Below are 26,074 nucleotides of genomic sequence, written 5' to 3'. Positions count from 1 at the left end.
CTTTCTCAGGCCTGTTCCGGCCGCTCCACATAGCGGGGGAACACGCCCTCGGGCGTCGGCAGCGCCGTCCCCGGCGTCAGCGCATGGGCGTCCGAGACATGGGCGAAGTCGCGTTTCCCCGCCGGCACGGCGAGCAGGTCGAGCAGCTTCGCCGCCGAGCCCGGGACGAAGGGCTGGCACAATATGGCCAGCCGCCGCACGAGTTCGGCCGTCGTGTAGAGCACCGACGCCATGCGCGCCGGGTCGGTCTTCTTCAGCGCCCACGGCTCCTGGCCCGCGAAATAGCGATCGCCTTCGGCGACGACGGAGAAGATTCCCGCCAGCGCCAGATGGATGCCCTGCTCCGCCATCGCCTTGCGGGCAGCGACGAGCGCCGCCCCGGTCTGTTCGAGGATCGCCCGGTCGGCATCGGTGACGGCTCCGCGCTCCGGCACGACGCCGCCGCAGTTCTTGGCGATCATCGACAGCGAGCGCTGGGCCAGATTGCCGATGCCGTTGGCAAGGTCGGCGTTTGTCCGGTTGACGATCGCCTCATGGCTGTAGTTTCCGTCCTGGCCGAACGGCACCTCCCGGAGCATGAAATAGCGCACCTGGTCGAGCCCGTAGTGGTCGACCAGGGCGAAGGGATCGATGACGTTGCCGACCGACTTCGACATCTTCTCGCCGCGGTTGAAGACGAAGCCATGGCCGAACACGCGCTTCGGCAACTCGATGCCCGCGGACATCAGGAATGCCGGCCAATAGACGGCGTGGAATCGCACGATGTCCTTGCCGATGACATGTATGTCGGCCGGCCAGTAGCGCCAGCGCTCGGCCTTCTCGTCGGGGTAACCGACGCCGGTGATGTAGTTGGTCAGCGCATCCACCCAGACATACATCACATGCTTCTCGTCGCCTGGAACCGGCACGCCCCAGTCGAACGTCGTGCGCGACATCGACAGGTCCTTCAGGCCTGATTTGACGAAGCTGATCACCTCGTTGCGACGTTCCGCGGGACGGATGAAGCCGGGATGCTTCTCATAGAGCTCAAGCAGCCGGTCGCCATAGGCCGAGAGCCGGAAGAAGTAACTTTCCTCTTCCACCCACTCCACAGGCGTGCCCTGTGGGCCGCAGCGCACGCCGTCGTCGCGCAGCTCCGTCTCCTCCTCGCCGTAATAGGCCTCGTCGCGCACCGAATACCAGCCGGCATAGCCGCCCTTGTAGATGTCGCCATTGGCCGCCATCGCCTTCCAGATCGCCTGGCTGGCGGCATAGTGGCGTTCTTCCGTCGTGCGGATGAAGTCGTCGTTGGAGATATCGAGCACGCCGGCCATGCGCTTGAACTCGGCGGCGTTGCGCGTCGCGAGCTCGCGCGGCGTGAGGCCTTCCTTGCGGGCCGTCTGCACCATTTTCATGCCGTGCTCGTCCGTGCCGGTCAGGAAGAACACGTCCTTGCCGTCATGGCGCTGGAAGCGCGCGAGCGCATCGGTAGCGATCATCTCATAGGCGTGGCCGATATGCGGCTTGCCGTTCGGATAGGAAATAGCGGTCGTGATATAGAATTTTTCGCGTGACATGTGTGAAGCCGTTGGCAGGGCGGTCAATCGATCGGGCGGGAGATAGCGCATCGGGACGGCCATAGCCATCCCGCGCCGGAAGCGGCGTCACATTCGGAGCGTGTCGTGCAGGCGAAAGATCATGTTCAGCGCGTGTTGTTTCCGGTCGAGATTGTAAGTGTCGGCCTCGCTCATCGCAATGCGCAAATCCTGCCAGGCCTGCGAAAATCTCTCCGCCCGCTCGATTTCCCCATCCCGCGCGGCGGCGGTGGCCGCCGTCGCGACCACTTCCAGGGCGTGGTCGTTGAACAGCGAGAAGGCAATGGCCTGGTCGCGCGCAGCCACCGCTTCGGCAAGCTTGTGCGCCTGCGCGACCGGAACTCTCGGCTCGCGCAACAACTGGTCGAGCGCGCCGGCGATCTCCAGCCCGCCATACTGGGTGAGGAGAATCGCGGTGCGCGGGCTGCCGGACGCGTTGGCCAGGAGCTCGGTTCGCTCGGTCTCCGAAGCCGGCAGGCCCGTATCGAAGCCGCCGAGCACCGCCAGCACCTCGTTGTCGGCAAGCGGGTTGAACCTCACGATCTGGCAGCGCGAGCGGATGGTCGGCAGCAGTCGTCCGAGCGAATGGGCGATGAGCACGAAAAGCGTGCGCGCCGGCGGCTCTTCTAGATTCTTCAACAAGGCGTTGGCGGCATTGGTGTTCATGTCGTCGGCCGGATCGACGATGACGACGCGGTAGCCGCCGTCATGCGAGGTCAGCGACAGGAAGCGGCTCACCTTGCGGATCTCGTCCACGGTCACCGCGCTCTTGTAGCTCTTGGTCTTGTCGTTGAGCGGCCGCGTCAGGTGCAGGATCGACGGATGTGCGCCGTTGGCGATCTGCCGGAATAGGGACGAAGAGACGTCCGGCGAGACCAGCCGCTTTGGCGCAAGGCGGTGGTCGACATGGCTGAGCAGATGATAGGCGAAGTGGAAGGCGAACGTCGCCTTGCCGATGCCCTGCGGGCCGACGAAGAGCAAGGCATGCGGAAGCTTGCCGGCGTGATAGGCCGACGCCAGCGCGTCGCGCGCCTCGTGGTGGCCGACGAGCACCGGGTTCTCCGCGGGTTCGGGGATGCCGTCCAGCGTGTCATGCTGTTCCGGAGCTATCCGTTCGAACATCAGGCCTCCACCGCCGCCTTGCCCTCGCCCTGCGCCTCCAGCCTGGCGAATACCGTCGCAGCGACAGCCGCCTCCACCTCGTCCGCGCTTCCGCCGGCGTCGATCACCACGCAGCGCTCCGGCTCGGCCTCGGCGATCGCGAGATAGGCGTCGCGCCGCTTGCGGTGCACGTCGAGCGTCTCCTTCTCGTACCGGTCGACCTCCCCCTGCCCGCGCCGCGCCGCGGCACGCTTCAGCCCATCTTCCGGATCAAGGTCGAGGATCAATGTCAGATCCGGCATCATGCCGTTGATCGCCACCGCTTCCAGCCTGGCCATGAAGGCCTGGTCGAGGTCGTTGGAGGCGCCCTGATAGACCCGTGAGGAGTCGAGGAACCGGTCGCAGAGCACGATCGCGCCGTTGCCGACCGCAGGCCGGATCACCTGCTCGACATGGTCCGAGCGAGCGGCCGCAAACAAGAACGCTTCCATGATCGGACCGAAGGCCTCGGCAGCGCCCGACAACAGCACATGGCGCACGGCCTCGGCCCCGGGCGAGCCGCCCGGCTCGCGAGTGACCAGCACCGCATGGCCGCAGCCGCGCAGCCTCTCGGCGAGCCGTGCGATCTGGGTGGACTTGCCGGCCCCTTCCCCGCCCTCGAAAGTAATGAAGAAACCTCGCGCCAAGGCGGCCTTCCCGTTCATGCCGGTCGGCTTCCGCCGCGTGGGGCGGTAGCCAGCTTCGATGCGGAGCGGCCCGCTCGTGACGGGGCGCCCTTCCGATCGTGGTGTCTTAGTTGGATGAGGCCAAAAGGTCCACGGTCGATCTGATCGCACACCGTCGAGGCGACGATCGGAGCGCGCCCCGACGGCGCGCCACCCTACCGAATCCAACCAATGGCCAGTTCGGCGATCGCATCGAGGGCGCGCCGATGGAGCGACCCCAGCCCCACCGCTTCGGCGGTATAGAGCGGCGTTTCCTGGCTGAGACTGTCGCCGATCCAGACTTTCAGCGAGCCGACCCGGACGCCCGGCCCGACGGGCGCCGCAAGCGGGCCCTCATAGACGATGCGCGCAATGATCTTGTCGCGGTTCGCGATCGGCACCAGGATCGCGACGGGCCCCCTGGCCTTGAGCGGCACCGTGGATTTCTCGCCGCCATAGACCTGCGCCTCGCCGACCACCTCGCCATCATCGAATATCTGATTGCGCTCGAAGGCGTCGATGCCCCAATCGAGCAGTTTGCGGGCTTCCTCGGCGCGTTCACGATCGCTGCTCATGCCGCTCATGGCCGCGAAGACGCGGCGGCCGCCGCGGCTGACCGCGCCAACGATCGCGTAGCCCGACTCTTCCGTATAGCCGGTCTTCAGACCGTCGGCGCCGATGTCCATGGCCAGCAGCGGGTTGCGGTTGCGCTGAAAGATCTTGTTCCAGGTAAAATCCCGCTGGGAATAGTATCTGTAATATTCCGGATAGGTGCTCCAGATGTGGAGGGCGAGTTGCGTCAGCTCGCGAACCGTCACCACCTGGCCCTCCGCCGGCAGACCCGTGGAATTCTTGAACACCGAGGTCTTCAGGCCGAGGGTCCGCGCTCGCTCGGTCATCATGGCGGCGAAGTTCTCCTCCGAGCCGGCCATGCCCTCCGCGATGATGATGCAGCCGTCATTGGCCGACTGCACGATCACGCCCTGGATCAGATCCTCCAGCCTGACCGACGATTTCAGCGCCGCGAACATCGTGGAGGTGCCGGACGGAGCGCCGCCCGTGCGCCACGCATGCTCGCCGACGACAAAGCTGTCTTCGAGTTTGTAACGCCCCGACTTCAGCGCATCGAACGTGACTTCCATCGTCATCAGCTTGGCAAGGGAGGCTGGCGGTATCGGCTTGTCGGGGTCCTTGGAAAACAGGATGGTGCCTGTGTCGGCATCGATCATGAAGGCCTGGGTGGCGCGCGTCTCGAAGAGCTGCGCCCTGACCGGCGCGAGGAGCAGAAGCGACACGAGAAGAACAGCCAGCGCCCGGGACGCGACGATCCTGAAGAATGCCATGCGAAGTCGTGTCCTGCCCGTCGATAGACTGATAGCCCGCGCCATGTCAGGCTGGCAAGCGTGACGCGCGGATCAACGTCTTGTGGCGACGGCTCCCAGGCTTGGTCCGACGCCGGCGAGATGGTTGCCCGGATCCCGGGCCAGGGCTCGGATCAGTTGCGGATCGTCATCGCATCCGGGGCCCCGTTGGCCCATGCCGCCTCGAGCAGATCGTCTAGCGACGCCCGGCCGTCGGCATAGAGGTTGACCGTATACCAGGCGCGGCCATCGAGCTCCGACGTCTCCAGCGAAGCGCGACCATGGGCCGAGAGGGCCTTCGTCAACCTGTCCGCTTCGCCCTGGGATGCGAAGGTGCCGACCGCGACATAGGCCGCATGCCTGCCCTCGCCAGCCGCTGCACCGCTCTGCATCTTCCACGACGCAACGATCCGGTCGTTCGATGGGCCGCTGCCATCGAGCCTTGCAAATGCCTGGCTCGCCGCCTTCACCCGTTCGTCGGCATAGGACATCACGGCGAAGGCGACCTGCGTCTGCGGCTCGGCCGCGGCATCGTACGGCCGCTCGGGCGCGATCGGGCCATGATCCGGCAAGGCGAGGCCGATAGCGGCGGGCTCCTGGAGCGCGGCCAGCGCCTGCTGCGGCGCGGCGTCGGTCAGCGTTCCGGGGAAGGCCGCCGTCGAGCCGCCCGCGCCGCTCGGCGTCGTGCCGTTCATCGCGATCATGACGCCGGTCGGCAGGCCCTCGGACGGATCAGGCGCCTTGTTGCCGGGCCGGTAGGAAGCCATGAGGTACCGCTCGTCCTGGCCGTCGAGCGGAGCACGGCCGACATATTCGACCTTCACCTTGGCGATGCCGGCATGGTTGTAGTCGAGCATCTCGGCGGCGCGCCGGGAAAGATCGATGATGCGGCCGCTGTGATAGGGCCCGCGATCGTTGACGCGCACGATGACCGAGCTGCCGTTCTTCATGTTGGTGACGCGGGCATAGCTCGGCAGCGGCATGGTCGGATGGGCCGCCGTCAGGTGGGTCTGGTCGTAGATCTCGCCATTGGCCGTCAGCCTTCCGTGGAAGGCGTCGCCGTACCAGGAGGCGCCGCCGACCTTCTTGTAACTCTTGTCTTCCTTGGGATAGTACCAGACGCCGCGCACCTTGTATGGCCGGCCGAGCTGATCGCGGCCGCCGCCGCGTGGAAGGCGCGAGCGCTTGTCGGTCACGCGCGGGCTGGCCTTCACGCCATATTCGGTTTCGGAGAAGTACTCCTTCGAACGCTTGGTGTTGGTCATGCTCTTCGTCGTGGACGCAGCACACCCGGCCAGGAAGGCCGCGGAAACCGCAAATACGATGACAGACGAAGTGCGGTAGAAACGCCCGCGCGTCGATGGAATCATGCCGAAAACGTCCCCGGGCATTTCCCTTGGCGCAACCGCGAACGCGGTCCAACTCGAACACAAGCTCCTGCTGCTTGCGCTCACCCCATCTCTCTTGATGCGCAGGAATTGTTTAGCAGCCTATTAATCGACTATGGCGGGAAACCGGCAAGAATGTGGCAAGTATCGCCGCAATTGCTCCAGCCTGCCCGCGGCGACGATCCGGCGGAGGGCGCCCGCTTTTCGGCTCGCCCGAATCCAGGCGTGAAACCCGGGCTGACTACTTCGCGGTCATGCGCATATGGGCAGACAAGGTCAGGAGCTTTTTCTTGATCTCCTCGAGGTCGGACAAGGCACGCTTGGTATTGCCTTGCTTGATTGCCCTTTCGCAATTGCCGAGTTCCCTTTCGACAATGCCCTGGATCTGGTTCGACAGGAAAATAGCGTCCAATGTTCATCCTTTCGATGAATCGCCTGCCTTTCCCCTTGAAAATAACGTATGACTGTCATGTCCTTCTGTCCATGCACTATCTGCTCTATCGCCTCTGAAGAGCATGGTTTTTGCTTCGATCCTACGTCTTGGGGCCGGCATATTTCATTCGATTCATCAAAAATCTCCAAAAACGACATGCAACGCGGCGACCAAAGCAGCCTGTTAGTTGCATAAGGCACTGCGCCCAAAGCCCCATGCGTCCCGGCGCGATTCGCCCTTCACCGCTCGGATTGCAGACAGATTGCGCGACGGACCGACGCCGACGGTTGACGAAGCAATCGGGCGGGCGCTAAAGCCGAGGCCACGAGGTGCCTCGAAGGCAGACGGACATCGAGCCGACTTTGCTTCGTGTCCATGCAGCACGCGGATGACACCTTGGAGGGATGGCCGAGCGGTTTAAGGCACCGGTCTTGAAAACCGGCGTGGGGGGCGACCCCACCGTGGGTTCGAATCCCACTCCCTCCGCCACTTCAGTCCGCTTCTGGGCACGCCAGCGGCCGCCGACTGCCGCACTTGGCCAGCAGCAAGCGTCCTTAGCAGTTCCGTCTTCGATCCCATGATGCGGATCGCGTCGTCCGCGACTTCGACACGTTGCGCCAAGGCGCGCAGATGATCCCGCCGATAGCCCCCTTCGCTGCCCCGGATGCGCTCGCGGGCACGGCGGGCAAAGCCCAGGATCATCGTCGGGGTGATGGCGCTATGGCCGGGACTGTCGAGCAGCGCCTGTGCCCGGTCGGCATCGGCTCGCGCCTGATCGCGGATGACCTTGAGGCTGGCGATGCGCTCCTTGAGCGCCGGGTCGTCGAGATCGGCAACGCCGGCCTCTATGGCGTCGTAGAGGCGCTTGAGGCGCATGTCCGATTCGACCGCCCGCCGCTCCAGTTCGGCGATGTGCTGCCGGCGTCGGTCGGCCTGATCCTCACGGCGGCCGAGGACGGTCCCAAGCAGCTTCTCCAGCCGGTCGGGATCGAGCAAGCGGTCCTCGATGGCCGCCGTTGCGGATGGCGCGCAACAGCCGGTCCTGATCGTCGACGGCGAGTTCGGCCCCTACGGAGAGGAGCGTCGAGAGGCCGGCGGCCTTGGCGAGATCCCACCAGTGATAGTCGACGCCATCTTCAAGCCCGGCATAGCCCTGCGTGTCGGTGCCGGGCTGGCGTTCGAGCACGATGGAGCGGCCGTTGGGCAGAATGAGCCTGTTCCAGACGAGCAGGACACGGCGCTGCCCGAACTGCACGTTGTTGTCGTACTGGCCGATGATACGTGTGCCCTGCGGCACGAGCAGAATGCGCCCCGTGGGGCTGTCGTAGATATGTTCCGTGACCTGCGCGGTGATCTGGCCGGAAAGTCGGAACGGATGCCGGTGATGAGCGCGGCCGATATGACCGCCCCGGCCTGAAGCACGAAGGGCGATGCCGGCGGCGTGACGCGATCGGGCGTGACTGTGCGCCGGTCGGTCGCGGCGTTGAGGAAGGCGAGCTGCCTGTCCTGCGCCGTGGGTTGGGCCTGCGGCCCACCGAGATCAAACCCGGGAAGGCCCGGAATGGCGGTTCCATTGGTTCCGACTGGCGCGGGTGCCTGCCCGGTCTCCGAGAGTTTGTTGAGACGCCGCATCGTCGCTCACCCGAACCGCGCGAGCGAAAGGCTCCAGCAACTTTTACCGAAGCAGGATCGCGGGAGCCTTTCCTGGGAGGCGTAGGGGTGGGGTTCGCTCTCCAAGGATTCGATCGCCTTCAGCGTGCGAGTGTCGCCACGCGGTCTAGGGCGGTGCCGAACCCTTGGAGCGAGATGGAGAACGGCGCGGTCTCGCCATCGGCGGCGGCGCGAAACGGCAGGCCCTTGCTCGCGGCCAGCTCGCCGCCGGTGCGTTCGATCTCCCGCGCGCGCAGCTTAGCGAGAAGATTGCGCCGATAGAACGTCCCGCCGTTGGGGCCGGGCGTAGCGTCACCCCGGTCGATATGATGCGCACGGCGGCGGTCGATCGCGTCGCGCACCTGCTGGCCGAATCCGGTCGGCGCAAGGTCGGACGTTTCCGCTGACATGAGCCGCCGGTCGAGCCAGGTCGCGCCGTCCGCGCCGATCTGCTGCTCGAGCCGGGCGACCGATAGGATGCGGATATTGGCCTGCCGGTTGCGACCGGCATCATACGCAGCGGCGCGGTTCTCGAAGTCCTTGGGGATGCGCCATTGGTCGGCGTCGATCCGCTCGACGATCCCGGCGCGGCGCAAGGCTTCGAGCCGGCGCACATGCGCATCGACATAGCCTTCATAGTCGCCGCCGGAACGCGGCCCTCGAACTTTGCCTGTTCAAGATGGCGGCTCGGTCGATAGACGCCGCCCTCGGCGATGCCCGCGATGGTGCGGTCGGACGGGCGGCTCGCGTTCTCGGCCGGGCCGATCTCGACGACGCTGCCGATCCGCGCATCCTCGACGCGGGCCGGGTCGAGGCCGGCGACATAATGAGTGCGCCCGTCGATGCCGTCGACCACGACGGTCAGGTTCTCGCCCAGCTCGTCGGTCAGATATTTGTCGACGACGCGGCCGGTGATCGGGACTTCGGGCGCGGCATCGTGAATCTGGAAGGTCATCGGATCGCGCTCCGTGCCGTCGGCCTTCAGCGCCTTGTGCATGTTTCGGATGATGTCGCCGCGCTCGCCCAGCTCGCGCAGCGCCGGTTCCATCCGCTCGCTGAGTTCCCAGACGCCTGGCGCGTGCTCGGTGGCGAGCCCCATCTTCTCCAGCTTGGCGAGACGGCGCGGGCGAAGCGTCCGGTCGAACTGGCGACGATGATCGGCCAGCTCATGGCGCAGGTCGAGGAAGCGGTCCTCGGCTTCCCCGGTCATGGCGCGGTCGATGTGCGTGTAGCGGTCCTGACCGATCTCGGCCGAGAGCTTGCGGCTCTGCTCGATCTCGGTGACGGGGCCGAGTTCAAGCGTCGCCAGATCGCTCGCCCGCTCGCGGATGCCGTTGGCGAGATAGTCGCCGTTGATGACGAGGTTCTGGCCCAGCTCGTCCACGCCGCGCACGATGACATGGACATGCGGATGGCCGGTGTTGTGGTGATTGACCGCAACCCAATCGAGCTTCGTGCCGAGATCGGTTTCCACCTGGGCCATGAGGTCGCGTGTATAGGCGGTGAGGTCGGACAGGTCCGCGCCGTCCTCGGGCGAGACGATGAAGCGGAACTGGTGGCGATCGTCCACGCCGCGCTCGACGAAGGCAACGCCATAATGCATTTGCCGCATAAACATTGCCAGTTTATGCTCTTCATTCATGAACATTCAGGATATTCAAGCGTTTGTTGCGGTGGCAGAGACGGGTTCGGTCAATCGTGCTGCGGTCCGCCTCAATCTGACGCAGCCAGCAACAACGCGACGTATTCAGAATTTTGAGGCCGCCCTCGGCGGAGACCCTTTATTCGATCGCTCGGTGAAGCCAGCGATTCTGACAGCGTATGGGAACCACGTGCTCGAATATTGTCGGCGTGTTCTCGTCGCTGTCGCGGAGCTGGAGGCGTGCGCGACAAGCGCCACCAATCCTGCCGGCGAACTGAGGGTGGGCGTGGCTCACGGGTTGGCCGAAATGGTTCTGACGTCTCCGCTCGATGCCGTGCGGCGATCGTTCTCCCTGATTCGGATGCAGGTCAGCTCAAACTGGAGCGTCGGTTTGATCGAGGAAGTCCGCGGCGGCGCGATCGATTGCGCCGTTGGATTGTTGACGGACGCACATACGGTGCCAACCAGCCTGTTGCGCGTTTCCCTGGGGAGCGAGCTGGTGGTCGTCGTCTCTTCTTCGAGAACCTCGAACAGGCGAGACGGCAGCCCCTGGCGGCTGCGTGATTTGTCGGAAGAGGGCTGGTTCCTCAATCCCCGCGGATGCGGCTGCCGTGCCGCGCTGGAGCGGGCGTTTGACAGGCACAACCTCCTCATTCAGGTAGCGGCTGAAGTCTTCGGCGAAGACCTCCAGCTGTCGCTCCTTGCCCACGGTGGCGGGCTGGGGCTCGTGCCATACCGGCAATTTGAACGAAGCCCATACCGGACCCACCTGCAGGCCCTCAACGTGGCGGACTTCCAAGTATCCGCGACGGTGACATTGATCCGGAACGCGGTTCCTGGTCGCTTCGACCCAGCGATCGAGCTGCTGGCGAAGGAGATGAAGGCCAAGCTCGATCATAATTGAAGAACATAATCATAATCTGCAATATGCATTTGATTGATGCCTTTCTGCCCCCCAATAGTGCGCTTGTTGCGCAGGGAGGCGGTCTAGATCGCGACGACGCGAGCCCGCGCTTTCACTTCGTTTGCAGAGGCTAATGTTCCATGATCGTCGCAGTCTTTCGATCCCGTCTCAACGCGCAGGCTCAAGAAGAATACGGCGTGATGGCAAAGCGCATGGGTGAACTGGCGCGCACCGTTCCCGGCTACGTGTCTCACAAAGGGTTTGTCGGGGAGGACGGTGAAAGAGTGACCATCGTGGAGTTCGAATCCGAGGAGGCGCTTCGCGAATGGAAAAGCCATCCCGAGCACATCGAAGCCAAAAGGCTTGGCTTCACGAAGTTCTTCAGCAGCTTCAACTATCAAATATGCAACGTTCTTCATGCCCGCGCATGGGAAAGTAAGGTCGGCGAGAAATGACGCTCTCGCCTCACGCATCGAGTGCTTCGGGTATCCGTCGGCCAATCACCGCTTCAGGCTTGATCGACTGTCACCGTCGTCTGGCTGACGATGCGCGAGATGATGCGATCCATCGAGCCATCGGACAGGGCATGCTCAAGCTGCTGCCCTGCATGCCGCGAAAGCTCGCAAGCCGCACGAAAGGGAGTCTCCATTGCAACTCGACCACCTGACAATCATTGCCCCCACCCTGGAAGCAGGCGCTGAGCATGTCCGCAATCTGCTTGGTGTAGACATGCCGTTCGGAGGCAACCATCCAGAGATGGGAACCCATAATCTGCTCGTGCGCTTGGGCGATGATGTGTTCCTGGAGGTCATAGCCATTGATCCGGCTGCGGAAGGTCCCGGACGCGCTCGTTGGTTTGACTTGAGCGATCCGGCCGTTGTCAAACATGCGTGGGATGCCGGGCATCGTCTTCGAGGATGGGTCGTCCGGACGAGTAACATCGACACAGTCCTTTCTGCTCATGGAGCTATCCTTGGGCAGAAAATACGAGTGTCGCGCGGGGGGCGTATCTGGTCCTTCTCGATGCCTTCTGACGGATCATTGCCGATGGACGGCGTCGCACCATCAGTTATCGATTGGGGGGCGCGAGGACATCCTGCCATGACGATGACGAACCTCGACCTGACACTTGTCGAGTTCGTGATCGAGCACCCGGATCCGACTGCGGTCAAAACCCTCTATCAACGGCTTGGCCTCCAAAACCCGCCGCGTATTCGGAAGGGGGAGCAGCATCGCTACCGAGCCGTGATCAAGACCTCCGCCGGGTTGCGAGAGTTGTATTAGCCATCGCGAGGCTGTTCGGAGATGGTTTCCTCTCGCTATCGGACAGAGCTTCGACCGAGAGTCCCGGCCGTCCACGTCATCTCCTGCGCGCGACGATGTAGGGCCGGCCGTCGCTACTCCCGGTTGCGTGGCTTTCAACAGCGAGGATGTCGAAGCCCGCGTCAAGCAAGAGCTGATCCAGTTCCGTCGCCCGGAAGATGCTTACATGAGGCGCCTTTCCGATCGCTCGCATCGCGGGCAACAGGACGAGCCGGATGAGCGGGTTCATGTCCCCGAGGCACGGCGTCTTGGAAATGAACAGGCCTTCCGGCGCAAGCAGTGCATGGATGCTGCGCAGCGTGCCCGGCACGTCGCGCACCAGATGGAGATAGTTGAAGCCCAGAACCGCATCGAACCGGTGCACCTCATGCGCAAGCGCCTCTGCGGTCGCAACGCGGAAGGCAAGCCCGGCGACAGCGCCGGAAGCGTTTTTCTCTTCGGCTATCTCGATCATTCCGGCAGAAATATCCGTCGCAACATAGCTTTGCACGCTGCCTGCAAGACGGAGCGCCGTCGTGCCCGTTCCGCAACCCAGTTCCAGCACCCGGTCATCCGGTCCCAGGAAGGCGCGGGTCCGCTCCAGCGTGCGTTCATATCCGGCCTGATCCTTGATCGCAGCCTTGGCGTATTTTCCTGAAGACCGGTCCCAGAAACGGGCGTCGCTCGCTGTGCTCATGGTGAAATGCTCCTTGCTGAGCGGCTTACCATATGCACATAAGAAGAAAATTGCCGAAAATCGCACCAATGATATACGAAAACGCATGAAAGTCATCGACTGGAACCACATTCGCGCATTCCACGCGACCGCCACGGCCGGATCCCTGTCGGCTGCGGCACGCGAGCTCGGCTTGACCCAACCTACGCTGTCGCGGCAGGTCCTGGCGCTCGAGGCCGATCTTGGCGTGCCCCTGTTTGAAAGGCGCGGCCGCAAGCTCGTGTTGACGCAGACCGGGCTGGAACTGCTCGATCATGTCCGCGTCATGAGTGACGCCGCGGACTCCGTTGCCCTGGCCGCAAGCGGTCGGGTGCAGGAGATCAGCGGGCGGGTCTGCATTTCCGCAACCGATACCTACGCCGCCTACATTCTTCCCCCGATCGTCGAGCGCATCAGGTCGGAAGCGCCGCAGATCACGATCGCGATCGTCGCCTCAAATGGGCTCAGCAACCTGCACCGCGGGGAAGCGGACATCGCTATCCGTCATGTGCGGCCCGATCGGTCCGGCCTGGTCGGCCACCATGTCCGCGATACGCTGGCGTGCTTCTATGCGTCCGAAGGCTGGGTTGCCCGAAACGGCTTGCCGGAAGGCCCGGCCGATCTGGCCAGGGCGGGACTGATCGGATTCGACGACGCTGTGCGCTTTTCCGGCTACCTTCGCGAGATCGGCATTCCGGTTGAAGCCGCCGATTTCAGGCTGGTCTCGGATTCTTCGGTTGCTGTGTGGGAAATGGTCAGGCGGGGCATTGGCGTGGCGGCGATGCTGCGCGAAGTGGCGGAACGGACGCCTGGAGTGGTGAGGCTCCTGCCTGATATGACGCCGGTTCCCGTGCCGATCTGGCTTGTTACCCACCAGGAACTGCAACCCAGCCCCCGCATCCGCGTCGTCCAGAAAATTCTGGCCGAGGAACTGGCGCGCATCTAGCATCACGAGCCGGGCGGCCGACACCGCCCGACTCGGCCGGCGGATGGGCGGGGTCAGAACACGCTCGGCACGACGTTGCGGGCGGTCGTGTTCGCGACGAAGTCGTCCGGGCGCTTCTGGCGCTTGCCAAGCTTCGGCTCGTCGAACTTGATCCGCTTGTAGGGAATCGACTTCAGGATGTGGGTGATGCAGTTGATCCGCGCCGACTTCTTGTCGTTGGAGTCCACGATCCACCAAGGTGCATGCGGCGAATCGGTCGCGCGGATCATCTCGTCGTAGGCCCTAGTGTAGTCCCACCAGCGACGGTAGCTCTCGATGTCCATCGGGCTCAGCTTCCACTGGCGAACAGGGTCGTCGATACGCTGGCGGAAGCGCCGCTCCTGCTCCTCCTCGCTGACGTCGAGAAAGTACTTCAGGAGCATGATGCCGCCTTCGACGATCAGTCCCTCGAGGTGCGGGACCTCCTGGAGGAACCGGGTGATCTTGTCCTGGGGGGTAAAGCCCATCACCCGCTCCACGCCGGGGCGGTTGTACCAGGAGCGGTCGAAGATCACCACCTCGCCGGCCGCCGGAAGTTGCGCCATGTACCGCTGGAAGTACATCTGGGTCTTCTCGCGGTCGCTCGGCGAGGGCAGCGCCACCACGCGGAACACCCGCGGACTGACCCGCTCGACGAATCGCTTGATCACTCCGCCCTTGCCGGCCGCGTCGCGGCCCTCGAAGATAATGACGATGCGCGCGCCTGTCTCCTTCACCCAGGCCTGCAGGTGGGCGATCTCGACCTGCAGGCGGGCGATTTCCTTCTCGTAGGCGCGGTTCCGCTCCTTCTTGGTCAGTTCGGCGCCAGTTTCCGCATCCTTGTTCTTCTTGGCCAAAGTCTCCTCCATGTCCGGACGTTTCTTCTACGACGGTTCTATACTACCAGAGGGCAAGCGCTCCCGCGCCCGAAACGCGCGCAAGGCGTCTTCCAGGTCGTCGAAAACCATCGCGGCGCCGATCCTGTCGATCACGCCGGCACGTTCGAGCAACCCGAGCGCTTCGCTGTGGACCTCTGCGAGGCCGAGAGCGAGGCCACGCGCGGCGAACTCGTCGGCGATGCCCGACAGCATGGCGGCGCCGGTGCTGTCGACCTGGGCGATCGCGCTCGCATCCAGCACGAACCACTCGGTTCCGGACGGAAGTTCGGAGGCAATGGCGCGCAGCCGCGCCTTGACGTTGTCGCTGTTGAAGAACAGCAGGCTGCCCTGGACCATGACGAGCGCGAGGCCTGGCTCGGATCGCGCCTCAGGCGAGCGGTGGAGCTTGTAGAAGCCGTCGCGGCCGGGAATGCGCCCAAGCAGCGCGTCGCGGGGATTCGCCCACTTGTAGAGGAGGTAGACGAGGGTTGCGCCGACCGCGATCACGATCCCCTGCAGGACCCCCAGACTGAGCGGGCCAGCCAGGGCGATCATAGCGAACAGGAACTCGATCCGGCTGATCCGCCAGATCTCGCGCAGCGCCTCGACGTCGATAAGGCTGAGGGCCGCCGCCACCAGAATGGCGCCGAGCGCCGGCATGGGCAGGATGCGCAGGGCTGGTCCCAGGAACAGGAGCGCAGCCACGAGCACCGCCGCCGCGACGATCGCTGCGATCTGGCTGCGCCCGCCGACCGTAGAGTTGACGGCAGTCCGGGAATCGGAGGCGGTGACCGGAAACGCGGCGAAGAAGCCAGCGGCGACATTGGCTGCGCCGAACCCTGTCAGTTCGCGGTTAGGGTCGACCTCGTAGCCGCCGCGAGCGCCGAAGCTTCGGGCCGTCACGATGCCCGCGCCGAAGCTGACCAGGAAGATCGAGGCGGCACCGAGCACGATCAGATCGAGCGGGACGCCGGAATAGGCCGGCAGGGCAAGCCGTGGCAGGTCGGTTGGGATGTCCCCGACGACCGCGATTCCGCGTCCTTCGAAATCGAACAGGGCAGACAGCGCGACCGCCAGCACCACGACGACGACCGGTCCGGGCACCGGCAGCTTGCGAAGCTGGACCGCCTGGAGCACGAGGAACATCGCCACGCCGAGCGCAAGCGAGGGCCAATGGATGAGGCTGGCCTTGCCGACGATCTCGAGTATCGGTCGCAGCAGCCCGTCCGACTCGATCTTCACGCCGGTAAGCCGGCCGATCTGGCCGATCATGATCGAGAGCGAGATGCCTGCGAAGAAGCCGGTCAGGATCGGTCGCGAAAGGAAGGTCGCGAGCACGCCCAGCCGCAGCACCCGGGCGATGAGGCAGAGTGCCCCGACGGCGAGCGCCAGCAGTGCGGCCACGGCGACGCGGTCGGCCGTCACCGCCGGCGTCGCAAAGATCGTCGCCAGCACCGCCGCCAGCACCGTCATGGTCGCCGCGTCCGGTCCGACGATGAGTTGTCGCGACGGGCCGAAGACCGCGTAGGCCACCAGCGGCGCGATACTGGCATAGAGACCGGTTTCCGGCGGCAGCCCGGCAATCGCCGGGTAGGCGATGGCGCTCGGCAACCCCACCGCCGCGATGGCGAGCCCCGCAGAAATGTCGCTCCGGAGCCAGGCGGGTCTGTAGCCCTCGAGGCTCGTCAGCACCGGAAGCCGCCACGCTTGTCCGTCGTTGGCCATTATCTGCGGGTCTCCGATCAGTGCCCGCCCAGGACCAGCGTCTGGATCGGCAGGAGAAGCGCCTGCATCCGCAGGATCATCGCATGCACCACGCCGGTGGCGTCGATCGCGTGGAGCACGAAGGCACGAAAGGCGCCGATGTCGGGGTCCTGCAGCGCGTCATGGTTGCTGGTATAGGCGTTGGCGATGCAGCTGCTGCCCTGGGGCAGGTCGTCGAGCTGGCCCGCAAAGAGCGGCTGCATGATGACGGTGATCGTTCCGGGGCGCGCCATTTGCCCGACGTCGACGAGCTGGTCGGTCGGACGGATCTGGCCGCTGGCGATGACGTGCTGGACCTCCGTGACCACCATCGGGACGATAGTCCAGGGCTTGGCGATGCAGGCGACCTCGCCGACCATGCCGGGCCTTATCACCTGCGCCTCGATCTGCCCGAAACCGGCGACGAGGCCCGTGACCTTGCGCTCGGGCACCAGGATGCCGGCGGGCCGGAGCATCGGGTTGACGACATCGCCCGGCCTGAGCGCGAACTGCTGGACGATGCCGTCGGTGCCGGCGACGACGAGGGTCTTTTCGAGATCGACCCGCGCCTGGTGCAGCGCGGCCTCGGCGCTGGCCTTCTGGGCGGGGAGCTGGAAGTCGATCTGCGACACGATGGCCTCCCGGGAGGCTTCGGCGGCGTCCACCAGGCCTTGCTGGGTGTCGACCCTGACCAGCGCCTGCTCGACTTCGCGCTCGGGGATCGCGTTGGGATTGCGCCGGAACAGGTCGGCGCGGGTATCGTACTCGTCCTGCGCCTGCCGCAGAACCCCGCGCGCCTGGGCGATCCGGCCGTCCGCTTCCTTGAGCTGCGACCGGGCGACGACCATGGTGGCGTCGATCTCGGCGATCTGGCGCTTGGCGGTCTCGACGGCCGCCTCCTGCGCGGTGCTGTCCAGCCGGAAGAGGGGCTGGTCCTTTGCCACCTTCTGATTGATCTCGACAAAGGTTTCCGCCACGCGGCCGTTGGTCTCCGGCAGGATGGTGACGGTGCGGAAGATGGAGGTGGCGGCCTTGGTGGAGGGATGGAAATAGAAGATCGTGGTGATCAGGCTGACGGTCAGGATCAGGCAAAGGGTGATCCCCCAGCGCAGTTCATACCAGACGGAGAACAAGGTGATCTCGCGGCCGATCCGCTTGCCCTGCACGAAACGGCGGTAGAGGAAGTCCGGCAGGATCGTCAGTATCGAACAGAGGGTGAGTTCCAGCATGGCTCAGGCCCTCTTCTGCTCGAGCGGCAGTGGCTCGGCCGCTGCGGCCGCCGGAACGGCGGGTTCGTCGGCTTGCGCAGGCACGTCAGGCTCGCGGCGCCCGGCCATCCGCCCCAGCGACTGGGCCATCGAGTTCAGCGGGGTCGAGAAATCAGGCAGCGGGACGAGGGCGAGCAGCAGCGCGGCGATCCAGAACGCATGGTTGTGGGTGAAGAGCGCGATGAGCGCCAGCACCGCGACGATCTCGAACTGCACCTTCTGGCCGCGATGCGCCATCTGCTCGGGAAGCGCATGGAGCTTGAAGTAGAAGATGCCGATACCGACCACGGCGAGCAGCACCACGATGCCCGTCGCCACGAAAAGCACATCGGTCTGCCCGGGTGCCGCGATGAAGAACGGCAGGTGGTGGGGCGCCGCGGGGTTGATCGCTGCTTCGTGTTCCATCAGGCGTCACCCTTCCAAAGAACCGCCTTGGCGCGGTCCCGTGCAGCCCGGCGCGGAATGGTTCATGTCTGAATGATATCAAGAGCCCAAGCATTGATCTTTGTCAAAGGGGCACCGCGGATAGCAGCCTCGACCAGCCGCGGCGCTCCCCGGCTTTCACAATGTGGCACCTGCGCGGGGGTTATCTCTGACGCAGCAGATTGTTTTGTCCTCGGCGGGGCGAGATTTGACGCAAATCAACACCTGGTACGTGGAACGTGATACGCATTGCCTGCTCAGGATCGTTGCCATCAGCGCTTATCGGACGGAGCCGGACGTGAGACGCATATTCGGTGAGGTTCGCGCCACCCCATTGCTTTGGCTCTTGGTGTTCGTTCCGATCGTCTTCGCGGGCGAGCGAGTCTGGCCGGAGCGGCACACCCTGCTGTTCCTGCTCTCGGTCCTCGCCATCATTCCGTTGGCGGCCCTTCTCAGCCGCGCTACGGAATCGGTGGCTGAGCGCACGGGGGATGCGGTCGGGGGGCTGCTGAACGCGACGCTTGGCAACCTGACCGAACTCGTCATCGCCCTGACGGCGCTTCAAGCCGGCCAGCACCTGCTGGTGAAAGCCTCGATCGCCGGAGCCATCGTGACCAACACCCTCTTCATGTTCGGCGGCTCGTTCCTGATCGGCGGCCTCAGGCACCATGAGCAGCAGTTCAACCGCGTAAGCGCCCGCTTTCAGTCGGCTCTGCTGTTCCTCGCCACCGTTGCCCTGCTCGTACCTTCCCTCGTTGCCCAGGTGGATGGCCGGGAGGCGGTCGCCCAACCGCTCAGCCTCGGTCTGGCAGCGCTCCTGATCCTTGCCTACGGTCTCGGGATGGTCTTTTCGCTGAAGACCCACAAGGAGGCCTTCGCAAGCATCGGCCATGGTGAAGCCGGCGAGGCGCCCTGGCCCGTAACGGTTGCACTCGTAACCCTCGCCGTGGTGACACTGCTGGTCGCGCTCGTCAGCGAGATATTCGTGGCGTCAGTGCAGATGGCGGCCGAGACCCTGGGCATGACGCCCGCCTTCGTCGGCTTCGTGGTCGTCGCCCTCGTCGGCGGCGCCGCCGAGATGACGACCGCCTTCGCCGCGGCCGCCAAGGACCGGCTCGACCTCAGCGTGGGCATTGCCCTCGGCAGCGCGGCACAGATCGCGCTCTTTGTGGCGCCGCTGCTTGTGATCCTGAGCTACGTCATCGGGCCGGCGCCGATGAGCCTCCAATTCTGGCCGGGCGCCATCGTGATGATGCTGATCGCGACCATGACGGCGACGCTGATGGCAAACGGGGGACGGTCCGCCTGGTTCGCCGGAGTCATGATCCTGATGGTTTATGCGATCTTCGCGCTGACCCTTTTCCTGCTTCCGCCCGCAGCATAGTGCCGAGGACGCCGACGATCTGGTCTTGGGCCGATCACGACGCTCCCGGGTCCTCAAGTCGAACCCAGGCCACGACGAGTTCGTAGAAGACGGCGAGCACGATCGGTCCGAGAAAGAGACCCACCAGGCCGTATGTGATGGTCCCCCCGATCACGCCGGTCAGGATTACCAGTATCGGTGTGGTCAGGCCGCGCGCGATGAGGATCGGCTTCAGCACGTTGTCGACCAGCATCACCGGCACCAGCACGAGCGTGAGGATCAGGGCCGCGCCCGCGCTCATCGCCGTCCACGCCCATATGATGGTCGGCACGAGGACGGGCGCCGGGCCGATCTGGACAATGCAGAATATCAGGATCCCGAAGGCGAGCAGACCCGCACCCGGAACGCCGGCGACCACCAGAACGATACCTGCCATCAGCGTCTGCAGCAGAGCTACGCCGATGACCCCGCGCGAGACGTTGCGGATGGTGGCTCCGGCGAGGTCCACGAAATGGGCCCCGCGCGGGGCGACCAGCCGGCCGGCGAACGCCCGCGCGCCCTCCGCAAGCCGGGCCCCAGGCCGGAAGAGAAAGCCCATGATCACCACCGAAACCACAAACTTCAGGATGTCGCCGCCGATCGCAGCGATCTTGCCGAGAATCGTCCCGCCGGCGGGAAGCACCGCTGTCCCGTACCTTTTGAGAGCGTCGTCGAGGCTGGTCGAGGCGAGCGCCCAGGCCTCGTGCGCCTGCTCTCCGACCACGGGCCAGTCCGCCACTCCGGCCGGCGGTGGCGGCACCCTGAGCGTCCCCGCCTGCAGCCCGGCCGCGAGCCACTGCACCGTTTCGACGAGGCTCGCGGCGAGCATGCTGACCGGCCCGAGAATGGTGAGGAGCGCGAGTCCGGTGATGATAGCCGCCGCGAGGCTCTGCCGCCCTCCGAGGCGCCGGGCGAGCCATGCATATGCTGGATAGAGTGCCACCGCGAGCAGCACCGCCCAGATCACCACCGGCAGGAACGGTCGCACCAGCTCGATCGACCAGTAGGCGAAGAGTCCCAGGAATGCCAGGCGAATTACCAGGTCGGTCGCCCGCGCTTCCAAAGCCGGCATGCCACCGCCGGCCGCCGTGGCTTTGCTCGCTTGCCTCATTCTTGTCTGGTCTCCAACAACGGTAGCTCGATGAAACCAGCATATGACAAAAGCGTCCAGACATGAGGAAGTGAGAAAGTTCCTTGCGAGCCCGTCGTCTGATGCTGCCATGCGCCCGATTTTGATGCGCTGAGGAAAACTTCCCGCCGTCTTGGTCGGGGTCATAGGTGCTTTCGTTCTTGTTGAAATCGATCGATCGGCCGCGAACGCTCCGGAGGCGCGCCGCTCCCCGGCCCGCGCCTCGGGCGCGACGCTCGGAAGAGGCATAAGACCCGCCTGCCCCGGCGATCGGAGACATTGGTCGAGCGTGTCGGCGGCAATGTCGATGACGTCCTACAAACGGATGGGTGACAGTCTCGGTCAGAAGCCTTTACAGTGAAAAGGCGAACCCGACGTCGGCGATCTGTAGGCCGCAAGACCATAGGCTCGGTGTATTTTTTCGGAGAGATGGGGCAAATCGATATCAATTCCCGGATCTCGCAACATTGGCTCAGCCTCTGCGACGAATGAAGTCTTCACTTTCGCCCCGACGACTTCGACTGACCCGTGGAACTGAGCCGGCCCGTGCCTTCGCCGCCCCGCTCGGGCACGGGCCACTGTTCGCCCCTCCTGAACGCAGGATCAGGAGGCTGTCGAAGGAGCGCTCGCCGCGGGTCCCCCATGATTCATCAGTTCGGAAGAGATCTATGATGCGGTGGGATGCGGGGCGGCGACAAGAGGACTGCCCGAGCCCGGGCCGTGCCCGCCGAAATGCAATGCTGACGCAATCGAACGACCGTCAGATGTCGGCGGCTCAACCGACTCGCGCCGGATGAGAACAGGTCTTGCCCGAACCGCGACTTGATCCGGACTGTCTCATGGAGGCGACATGCGCCGCTTCATCCTCGGAGGATTGCTCCCAATGGCCGTCTGCACTCCCGCTCACCCCTCACCCGAGGCACTACGTGACGAAGAGATCAGGAAGATCCTGTCCGACCGGGTCGACAGCCAGGCGCAGAGCGTCGGCATCGTCGTCGGCATGATCTATCCCTCCGGCCGCCGCATCATTGCCCATGGCAGGCGCGGCCGCGACGACGCACGCGCCGTCGACGGCGGTACCGTGTTCGAAGTCGGCTCCGTCACCAAGGTGTTCACCGCGCTTCTCCTTGCCGACATGCTGGCAAGGCGCGAGGCGGCGCTTTCCGATGCGGCCGCTGTCGATCTGCCTGCGGCGGCCATTTTGCCCGCGCGAAGCGGCAAGACCATCACCCTGGTCGATCTCGCCACCCACACCTCGGGTCTGCCGCGCCTTCCCGACAACCTCGACCCTGCCGACCCTGCAAACCCCTACGCGGACTATTCAGTCGGGCAACTCTATGAGTTCCTGGCCCGGTATGAACTGACCCGTGAGATCGGCGCCGCCTACGAATATTCCAATCTCGGCTACGGCCTGCTCGGCCACGTGTTGGCCATGGGCGCCGGCGCCAGCTACGAGAGCCTGGTCCGCGCGCGTATCACTTCGCCGCTCAACATGCGCAGTACCGCAGTGGCGCTATCGGCCGACATGCGCGACCGGGCCGCCGTCGCGCATGACGCGACCCTGGAGCCTGTCCCGTACTGGGACCTGCCGACCCTTCCGGGCGCCGGCGCCCTGCGCTCGACCGCCGACGACCTCCTGAACTTCCTGGAGGCGGTGCTGGGATTTCGTCATTCCCCGCTCGCCGCCGCCTTCGCCATCATGCCGGACACGCGTCGACCGATCGATGCGAGCGACGTCGAGACGGCGCTTGGCTGGGTGGTCAGCAGGAAGGGCGGGGACGAAATCATCTGGCACAATGGAGGCACGGGCGGCCATATGGCCTTTGTCGGCTATCGCCCGAAAACGCGCACCGGCATCGTCGTGCTCGCCAATGCTGCCGCACCGGCGGGCTTCGACGACATCGGCCTGCATCTGCTCGACGCGGCCCTTCCGCTGGCAGAGCCGAAGCGGCCGCGCAAGGTCGCCAAGGTCGATCCGAAACTGTTCGACTTCTATGTCGGCCGCTATCAACTCGCTCCTGACTTCATCCTGACCGTTACCCGTCGGGATAATCGCCTCTTCGCGCAGGCCACCGGGCAGGTCGAGGCCGAGATATTCCCGCAGGGCGAGAAAGAGTTCTTCTATAAGGTGGTGGACGCCCAGATATCGTTCGAAACCGAAGCCGGGGGGCGAGCTTTCGGCCTGGTGCTACACCAGAACGGTCAACACCTGTCCGCGTCCCGGCTCGACTGAAAAGTGCGGCCCATCCGTCCGCCTGGCTTTCGCGCCAACGGGCTATGACCGCGCAGTCGCGCGGCCCAACGGTCGATCATGTAGGGAAAGCATCGGCCTGAAGATCCGGGGCGATCTTCGGGCCGATGCATGGATCGGTATCCGAGCGAGGCGCGCCTCGTCACACAAGCCGAGATTGCTCCACCGCCGCCTCGATGAAGCTGGCAAACAGCGGATGCGGCTCGAAGGGTCGGCTCTTCAATTCCGGATGGTACTGCACGCCGACGAACCAGGGGTGGTCGGGATACTCCACCGTCTCCGGCAGAACGCCGTCGGGCGACATGCCGGCGAAGACCAGCCCGCATTCCTCGAGCCGGTCCTTGTAGTCGACATTGACCTCGTAGCGGTGGCGGTGGCGCTCCGATATCTGGGTGTCGCCGTAGATCGTCGCGATCCGCGACCCGGCCGAGAGTCTCGCGTCATAGGCGCCGAGGCGCATGGTGCCGCCGAGGTCGCCCGCCGCCTGACGCTTCTCCAACATGTTGCCCTTCAGCCATTCCGTCATCAGACCGACGACTGGCTCCCTGGTCGGGCCGAATTCGGTGGACGAAGCGGCGTCGATGCCGGCCAGCGACCGGGCGGCCTCGATACACGCCATCTGCATGCCGAAGCAGATCCCGAAATAAGGCACCTTGCGCTCGCGAGCGAAGCGGGCGGCAAGGATCTTGCCTTCCGAGCCGCGCTCGCCAAAGCCGCCGGGCACCAGGATGCCGTGCACCTTCTCTAGGAACGGCGCCGGGTCCTCCTTCTCGAAGATCTCGCTTTCGATCCATTCGAGCCTGACGCGGACCCGGTTGGCGATGCCGCCATGGGAAAGCGCCTCGATCAGTGATTTGTAGGCGTCCTTCAGCCCGGTATATTTGCCGACAACGGCGATCGTCACCTCGCCTTCCGGATTGTGGATGCGCGAGGAGACTTCCTGCCAGTGTTCCATGCGCGGCTTGGGCGCCGGATCGATGCCGAAGGCGGCGAGCACTTCGCCGTCCAGCCCTTCTTTGTGGTAGGCCATCGGCACATCGTAGATGTGCGGTACGTCGAGCGCCTGGATGACGGCCGATTCGCGGACGTTGCAGAACAGCGACAGCTTGCGACGCTCTTCCTTGGGAATCGGGCGGTCGGCGCGCACCAGCAATATGTCGGGTGCGATGCCGATGCCGCGCAGTTCCTTGACCGAATGCTGCGTCGGCTTGGTCTTCAGCTCGCCGGCGGTCGGGATGTAGGGCATCAGCGTCAGATGCACATAGACCGCATTGTTGCGCGGCAGGTCGTTGCCCAGTTGGCGAATGGCCTCTAGGAACGGCATCGCCTCGATGTCGCCCACCGTGCCGCCGATCTCGCAGAGTACGAAATCATAGTCGTCGTTTCCGTCGAGGACGAAGTTCTTGATCTCGTCCGTGACGTGCGGAATGACCTGGACGGTCGCGCCGAGATAGTCGCCCCGGCGCTCGCGTTCGATGATGTTCTTGTAGATGCGACCGGTCGTGATGTTGTCGCTCTGGTTGGCCGAGCGCCCCGTGAAGCGTTCATAGTGGCCGAGGTCGAGATCCGTCTCGGCCCCGTCGTCCGTCACGAACACCTCGCCATGCTGGTAAGGCGACATCGTCCCGGGGTCGACATTGAGATAGGGATCGAGTTTTCGCAGACGCACGCGATAGCCGCGTGCCTGCAGGAGTGCCCCAAGGGCTGCCGCAGCGATGCCTTTTCCAAGTGAGGAAACCACGCCGCCAGTGATGAATACATATCGCGCCATGGGAGTCAGGGCTTAGCGCGCCGATTCTGATTCCGCCAGAGAAAAACGATCCGCACCGTCGTTTTCCGCAACCGGCGGAGCCGCGCCCCGCCCCCACACGACAGAAAGGCCGGCGCGAGGCCGGCCTTCGTGGCTGAAATCTGCGGGCAACTACATGACGATGACTTCGGTGCCCATCCTGACGCGGTTGTAGAGGTCCTTGACGTGCTCGTTGACCATGCGGAAGCAGCCGTTCGACGAATTGGTCCCGATCGTCTGCGGCTGGTTGGTGCCGTGGATGCGGATGTGGGTATCCTTCTTGCCCTGATAGAGGTAGATGGCGCGGGCGCCGAGCGGGTTGTCAGGACCGCCGGGCATGCCGTCCTTGTACTGGCCATACTTCTTCGGCTCGCGCTTCTGCATGTCGAGCGTCGGGATCCAGCGCGGCCATTCCTGCTTGTCGCCGACAGTCGCGCTGCCCTTGAACTCGAGCCCTTCGCGACCGACGGCGATGGCGTAGCGGCGTGCGGAAGAGCCGCTTTCCACCAGGTAGAGATAGCGGGTCGAAGTGTCGATAACGATCGTGCCGCGCTTGTAGCCGGACAAGGAGACCTGCTGGGGCTCGAAGTCCGACTTCACCTTGAACTGCTTGCGCGCGTCTCGGGCAGCGAGCGCCGCGTCCAGCGCTCGCGTCTCGGGCAGCAGTTGCTGGCGCGGCTGGCCCCCGAACAGCGTCGAGAAGATGTCGCGGTTCTCGGGCTTCATCTCGCTGCGCAACTCACCGTTGTTGCCGGTGGTAACCACCGCGAGCTGCGGCACTTCCGACCTCGGTTCTACTCTCCCGGCATTGGCGAGCGCCCTCTCGGCCTCGCGCTTTTCCCTGGCCGTCAGCGTCTTCTGAGGCTGGGCCCGCTCCGGCTCGATCCTGCGCATCGGCTTGAAAATGGTCGAGAAGAAGTTCTCCGGCTCGGCCTTGGCCACTTCCGGCTTCCCGGCCGCTCCCCTCTTGTCCTTGGACTTTGCAGTGGCCTTGCTCGTATCCTTCTTCGGATCTTTTGCCTTTGCGGCGTTCTTGCCCTTGGCCGCGTCCTTCGCCTTGGCAGTTCCCTTGCTCCTGCCGCTGTCCTCGGCCTTCGGCTTCTCGGCGGCCATGGCCGCCGTCGTCATCATGTCGAGCCCGCCGCTTTCGGCCGACGCCAAAGAGAATGTGCCGAAAACTAGCGCGGCCCCAAGGCCGAGCGATGCCAAGCTGCGAAGCTTCATGGTCTGCTACCCGAAAATGTTGATGCGAATGCCGCCTCGGCGGCTGGCCGATTCCCAAGCCCCGGCCAAACTGCCTTCACGAAATTTATAAGCCATTAATGCAAAACCACTCAAGCGCGACCACCAAGCGAAGGCAGGCGAAATGCTTGAATCGATTCGCCATTTGCGCCAACTGTGTCCGATTGACAACAGTTTCCGGGTACAGTCGCCGGCACAACTGCCGCACCAT

Annotated in this window: 20 protein-coding genes, 1 tRNA gene and 3 pseudogenes; 7 read left to right on the top strand and 17 right to left on the bottom strand. The window is 64.6% G+C overall.

The genetic code is table 11. The features are described 5' to 3' along the window. Nucleotides 1-5: 5 nt before the first annotated feature. The 6 genes from metG to JN280_RS23360 all read right to left on the bottom strand — a co-directional run bounded on the left by metG (nt 6) and on the right by JN280_RS23360 (nt 6,540). On the bottom strand, nt 6-1,556 hold the full coding sequence (gene metG, locus JN280_RS23385) for a methionine--tRNA ligase (protein ID WP_202305756.1): 1,551 nt from the start codon (nt 1,554-1,556) through the stop codon (nt 6-8). An 87-nt stretch (nt 1,557-1,643) separates the two neighbouring features. Next, a complete protein-coding gene (locus JN280_RS23380; protein WP_202314996.1) occupies nt 1,644-2,699 on the bottom strand; it encodes a DNA polymerase III subunit delta' in 1,056 nt (351 codons plus the stop codon). Next, nucleotides 2,696-3,361 carry a dTMP kinase gene (tmk, locus tag JN280_RS23375; protein WP_202314995.1) on the bottom strand — a complete coding sequence of 222 codons (666 nt, stop codon included), beginning with the start codon at nt 3,359-3,361 and terminating at the stop codon, nt 2,696-2,698. The genes JN280_RS23380 and tmk overlap by 4 nt, the downstream gene beginning before the upstream one ends. 194 nt (nt 3,362-3,555) lie before the next feature. Then, a complete protein-coding gene (locus tag JN280_RS23370; protein WP_202305755.1) occupies nt 3,556-4,722 on the bottom strand; it encodes a D-alanyl-D-alanine carboxypeptidase family protein in 1,167 nt (388 codons plus the stop codon). Nucleotides 4,723-4,874: 152 nt separating this feature from the next. Then, entirely contained in the window at nt 4,875-6,110 is a 1,236-nt protein-coding gene (locus tag JN280_RS23365) for a septal ring lytic transglycosylase RlpA family protein (protein WP_202305754.1), read from the bottom strand. Nucleotides 6,111-6,369: 259 nt separating this feature from the next. Beyond that, nucleotides 6,370-6,540 (bottom strand): hypothetical protein, encoded by a 171-nt coding sequence (locus JN280_RS23360; RefSeq protein ID WP_202305753.1) that lies wholly within the window; start codon nt 6,538-6,540, stop codon nt 6,370-6,372. 419 nt (nt 6,541-6,959) lie between these two features. On the opposite strand from JN280_RS23360, the gene JN280_RS23355 reads away from it, so the two are divergent. Beyond that, nucleotides 6,960-7,050: transfer RNA gene (locus JN280_RS23355), tRNA-Ser, on the top strand. 520 nt (nt 7,051-7,570) lie between these two features. On the opposite strand, the pseudogene JN280_RS23350 reads toward JN280_RS23355, so the two are convergent. From JN280_RS23350 to JN280_RS40330, 3 pseudogenes are all read right to left on the bottom strand, one after another. Next, nucleotides 7,571-8,133, bottom strand: a pseudogene (locus JN280_RS23350) (TrbI/VirB10 family protein); the annotation flags it as partial. 248 nt (nt 8,134-8,381) lie between these two features. Beyond that, nucleotides 8,382-8,825 (bottom strand): annotated as a pseudogene (locus tag JN280_RS40335) (DUF3363 domain-containing protein); the annotation flags it as partial. 101 nt (nt 8,826-8,926) lie between these two features. Further along, nucleotides 8,927-9,814 (bottom strand): annotated as a pseudogene (locus JN280_RS40330) (DUF3363 domain-containing protein); the annotation flags it as partial. 37 nt (nt 9,815-9,851) lie between these two features. On the opposite strand from JN280_RS40330, the gene JN280_RS23340 reads away from it, so the two are divergent. The 3 genes from JN280_RS23340 to JN280_RS23330 all read left to right on the top strand — a co-directional run bounded on the left by JN280_RS23340 (nt 9,852) and on the right by JN280_RS23330 (nt 12,041). After that, the gene (locus JN280_RS23340) at nt 9,852-10,757 is read left to right on the top strand and encodes a LysR family transcriptional regulator (RefSeq protein WP_202305745.1); all 906 of its coding nucleotides are present in this window, start codon (nt 9,852-9,854) and stop codon (nt 10,755-10,757) included. A 140-nt stretch (nt 10,758-10,897) separates the two neighbouring features. Next, nucleotides 10,898-11,212 (top strand): antibiotic biosynthesis monooxygenase family protein, encoded by a 315-nt coding sequence (locus tag JN280_RS23335; RefSeq protein ID WP_202305744.1) that lies wholly within the window; start codon nt 10,898-10,900, stop codon nt 11,210-11,212. 193 nt (nt 11,213-11,405) lie between these two features. Continuing rightward, nucleotides 11,406-12,041, top strand: coding sequence for a VOC family protein (locus tag JN280_RS23330; protein WP_202305743.1), 636 nt, complete (start codon nt 11,406-11,408; stop codon nt 12,039-12,041). A gap of 76 nt (nt 12,042-12,117) precedes the next feature. Here JN280_RS23330 and JN280_RS23325 read toward each other — a convergent pair whose 3' ends face one another. Continuing rightward, the gene (locus JN280_RS23325) at nt 12,118-12,756 is read right to left on the bottom strand and encodes a class I SAM-dependent methyltransferase (protein WP_202305742.1); all 639 of its coding nucleotides are present in this window, start codon (nt 12,754-12,756) and stop codon (nt 12,118-12,120) included. Nucleotides 12,757-12,841: 85 nt separating this feature from the next. Here JN280_RS23325 and JN280_RS23320 point away from each other — a divergent pair, with 85 nt between their 5' ends. After that, a complete protein-coding gene (locus JN280_RS23320) occupies nt 12,842-13,720 on the top strand; it encodes a LysR family transcriptional regulator (protein ID WP_202305740.1) in 879 nt (292 codons plus the stop codon). 53 nt (nt 13,721-13,773) lie between these two features. Here JN280_RS23320 and ppk2 read toward each other — a convergent pair whose 3' ends face one another. Genes ppk2 through JN280_RS23300 form a run of 4 tightly spaced genes read right to left on the bottom strand, consistent with a single transcriptional unit; the run spans nt 13,774 to nt 18,032 of the window. Then, nucleotides 13,774-14,607 (bottom strand): polyphosphate kinase 2, encoded by an 834-nt coding sequence (ppk2, locus tag JN280_RS23315; RefSeq protein ID WP_202305739.1) that lies wholly within the window; start codon nt 14,605-14,607, stop codon nt 13,774-13,776. A gap of 15 nt (nt 14,608-14,622) precedes the next feature. After that, nucleotides 14,623-16,341, bottom strand: coding sequence for a SulP family inorganic anion transporter (locus JN280_RS23310; RefSeq protein WP_202305738.1), 1,719 nt, complete (start codon nt 16,339-16,341; stop codon nt 14,623-14,625). A 17-nt stretch (nt 16,342-16,358) separates the two neighbouring features. Continuing rightward, nucleotides 16,359-17,588, bottom strand: coding sequence for an HlyD family secretion protein (locus JN280_RS23305; RefSeq protein WP_202305737.1), 1,230 nt, complete (start codon nt 17,586-17,588; stop codon nt 16,359-16,361). Between the two features lie 3 nt (nt 17,589-17,591). After that, nucleotides 17,592-18,032: a hypothetical protein gene (locus JN280_RS23300; protein ID WP_202305736.1), complete on the bottom strand. Its 441-nt coding sequence runs from the start codon at nt 18,030-18,032 to the stop codon at nt 17,592-17,594. Between the two features lie 316 nt (nt 18,033-18,348). Between JN280_RS23300 and cax the strand changes: the two genes are divergently transcribed. Continuing rightward, nucleotides 18,349-19,434, top strand: coding sequence for a calcium/proton exchanger (cax, locus tag JN280_RS23295; RefSeq protein ID WP_244741952.1), 1,086 nt, complete (start codon nt 18,349-18,351; stop codon nt 19,432-19,434). A gap of 34 nt (nt 19,435-19,468) precedes the next feature. Here the strand turns inward: cax and JN280_RS23290 are convergent, their stop codons facing one another. Next, on the bottom strand, nt 19,469-20,563 hold the full coding sequence (locus JN280_RS23290; RefSeq protein WP_202305735.1) for an AI-2E family transporter: 1,095 nt from the start codon (nt 20,561-20,563) through the stop codon (nt 19,469-19,471). Between the two features lie 901 nt (nt 20,564-21,464). Between JN280_RS23290 and JN280_RS23285 the strand changes: the two genes are divergently transcribed. Beyond that, nucleotides 21,465-22,814, top strand: a complete 1,350-nt coding sequence (locus JN280_RS23285) for a serine hydrolase (protein ID WP_202305733.1) — start codon at nt 21,465-21,467, stop codon at nt 22,812-22,814. A 160-nt stretch (nt 22,815-22,974) separates the two neighbouring features. On the opposite strand, the gene JN280_RS23280 is transcribed toward JN280_RS23285, so the two are convergent. After that, nucleotides 22,975-24,603, bottom strand: coding sequence for a CTP synthase (locus tag JN280_RS23280; protein ID WP_202305731.1), 1,629 nt, complete (start codon nt 24,601-24,603; stop codon nt 22,975-22,977). A gap of 150 nt (nt 24,604-24,753) precedes the next feature. After that, on the bottom strand, nt 24,754-25,845 hold the full coding sequence (locus JN280_RS23275) for a L,D-transpeptidase (RefSeq protein WP_202305730.1): 1,092 nt from the start codon (nt 25,843-25,845) through the stop codon (nt 24,754-24,756). Between the last annotated feature and the right edge of the window lie 229 nt (nt 25,846-26,074).

Source organism: Mesorhizobium sp. L-8-10 (assembly GCF_016756635.1).
Taxonomy (GTDB): domain Bacteria; phylum Pseudomonadota; class Alphaproteobacteria; order Rhizobiales; family Rhizobiaceae.
The sequence above is the reverse complement of the archived record's forward strand: the minus strand, read 5'-3'. Positions and strand labels throughout refer to the sequence as shown.

Excerpts from the sequence above, each read along its gene's own strand:
- JN280_RS23340 (WP_202305745.1), top strand. The coding sequence starts at position 9,852 with ATGAACATTCAGGATATTCAAGCGTTTGTTGCGGTGGCAGAGACGGGT.
- JN280_RS23305 (WP_202305737.1), bottom strand. The coding sequence starts at position 17,588 with ATGCTGGAACTCACCCTCTGTTCGATACTGACGATCCTGCCGGACTTC.
- JN280_RS23275 (WP_202305730.1), bottom strand. The coding sequence starts at position 25,845 with ATGAAGCTTCGCAGCTTGGCATCGCTCGGCCTTGGGGCCGCGCTAGTT.
- JN280_RS23365 (WP_202305754.1), bottom strand. The coding sequence starts at position 6,110 with ATGATTCCATCGACGCGCGGGCGTTTCTACCGCACTTCGTCTGTCATC.
- JN280_RS23335 (WP_202305744.1), top strand. The coding sequence starts at position 10,898 with ATGATCGTCGCAGTCTTTCGATCCCGTCTCAACGCGCAGGCTCAAGAA.
- ppk2 (WP_202305739.1), bottom strand. The coding sequence starts at position 14,607 with ATGGAGGAGACTTTGGCCAAGAAGAACAAGGATGCGGAAACTGGCGCC.
- JN280_RS23280 (WP_202305731.1), bottom strand. The coding sequence starts at position 24,603 with ATGGCGCGATATGTATTCATCACTGGCGGCGTGGTTTCCTCACTTGGA.
- metG (WP_202305756.1), bottom strand. The coding sequence starts at position 1,556 with ATGTCACGCGAAAAATTCTATATCACGACCGCTATTTCCTATCCGAAC.
- JN280_RS23310 (WP_202305738.1), bottom strand. The coding sequence starts at position 16,341 with ATGGCCAACGACGGACAAGCGTGGCGGCTTCCGGTGCTGACGAGCCTC.
- JN280_RS23325 (WP_202305742.1), bottom strand. The coding sequence starts at position 12,756 with ATGAGCACAGCGAGCGACGCCCGTTTCTGGGACCGGTCTTCAGGAAAA.
- JN280_RS23285 (WP_202305733.1), top strand. The coding sequence starts at position 21,465 with ATGGCCGTCTGCACTCCCGCTCACCCCTCACCCGAGGCACTACGTGAC.
- JN280_RS23320 (WP_202305740.1), top strand. The coding sequence starts at position 12,842 with ATGAAAGTCATCGACTGGAACCACATTCGCGCATTCCACGCGACCGCC.
- JN280_RS23290 (WP_202305735.1), bottom strand. The coding sequence starts at position 20,563 with ATGAGGCAAGCGAGCAAAGCCACGGCGGCCGGCGGTGGCATGCCGGCT.
- JN280_RS23370 (WP_202305755.1), bottom strand. The coding sequence starts at position 4,722 with ATGGCATTCTTCAGGATCGTCGCGTCCCGGGCGCTGGCTGTTCTTCTC.
- JN280_RS23300 (WP_202305736.1), bottom strand. The coding sequence starts at position 18,032 with ATGGAACACGAAGCAGCGATCAACCCCGCGGCGCCCCACCACCTGCCG.